The sequence below is a fragment of the Halomonas sp. IOP_31 genome (genome assembly GCF_021151495.1).
Taxonomy (GTDB): Bacteria; Pseudomonadota; Gammaproteobacteria; order Pseudomonadales; family Halomonadaceae; genus Modicisalibacter; species Modicisalibacter zincidurans.
This window is the reverse complement of the sequence record NZ_JAIRBP010000084.1, coordinates 1-1,257: the sequence shown is the minus strand read 5'-3', so window position 1 is coordinate 1,257 and position 1,257 is coordinate 1. Positions and strand designations below refer to the sequence as shown.

Below are 1,257 nucleotides of genomic sequence, written 5' to 3'. Positions count from 1 at the left end.
GGCTGTTCGCCCAGGTGGTGCGCGCCGGCGAGTGGCTCGACGTGCGCGTCGACCCGGCGCTGCCCGAGCGTCAGCCGATGCCGCGGGTCGACCTGCGTCAGCGCCACATCGCGCTGGGCCCGGTGGCGGTATTCGGCGCCTCGAACTTCCCGCTGGCGTTCTCGGTGGCCGGCGGCGATACCGCATCAAGCTTAGCCGCGGGCTGCCCGGTGATCGTCAAGGCGCACTCCGCCCATCCCGGCACCTCGGAACTGGTGGGCCGGGCGATCCAGCGCGCAATCGCCCAATGCAACCTGCCGGAGGGGGTGTTCTCGCTGCTGTTCGGCTCCGGGCGCGAAGTGGGCACCGCGCTGGTCGCCGATCCGCGGATCAAGGCCGGCGGCTTCACCGGCTCGCGCAGCGGCGGCCTGGCGCTGCTCAAGGTCGCCCAGAACCGTGCCGAGCCGATCCCCTTCTACGCCGAGATGAGCTCGATCAACCCGGTGTTCCCGCTGCCGGCGGCGCTCGAGGCCCGCGGCGAGGAGATGGCCAAGGGCTTCGTCGCCTCGCTCAACCTGGGCGCCGGGCAGTTCTGCACCAACCCCGGGCTGGTGATCGCCGAGCAGGGCGCGGCGCTGGACGCCTTCGTCGCCACCGCCGGCGCGGCGCTCAAGGAAAGTGCCGCGCAGACCATGCTCACCCCGGGCATTTATGACGCCTACCAGCAGGGCGTGGCGCGGCTGGCCAGCCACGACCAGGTGCGTGAAATCGCCCGCGGCCAGGTCGGCGAGACGCCCAACCAGTGCCAGGCCGGGCTGTACGTCACCTCGGCCGAGGCCTTCCTCAATGATGAGGCACTGCAGGAAGAGGTGTTCGGCTCCACCTCGCTGGTGATCGAATGTCAGGATGCCGCCGAGGTCAAGCGGGTCGCCGACCGTCTCGAAGGCCAGTTGACCATCACGCTGCAGATGGACGACGCCGATCACGACGCGGCCCGCGCGCTGCTGCCGACGCTCGAGCACAAGGCCGGGCGCATCCTGGTCAACGGCTGGCCGACCGGCGTCGAGGTCAGCCACGCGATGGTCCACGGCGGGCCGTTCCCGGCCACCTCGGACGTGCGCAGCACTTCGGTGGGCACCGCGGCGATCTATCGCTTCCTGCGTCCGGTGTGCTATCAGAATCTGCCCGACGCGCTGCGTCCCGAAGCGCTCAAGGAGGCCAATCCGCTGGGCCTCAAGCGGCTTTACGACGGAAGGCGCGAAGGCTGAGCGGCGCGAG

Annotated in this window: 1 protein-coding gene; it reads left to right on the top strand. The window is 70.6% G+C overall.

Annotated features, from left to right (window positions below; translation table 11 throughout):
- On the top strand, nt 1-1,247 hold a 1,247-nt coding region (locus tag K7I12_RS17405), incomplete at its 5' end, for an aldehyde dehydrogenase (NADP(+)) (protein ID WP_231664812.1).
- Between the last annotated feature and the right edge of the window lie 10 nt (nt 1,248-1,257).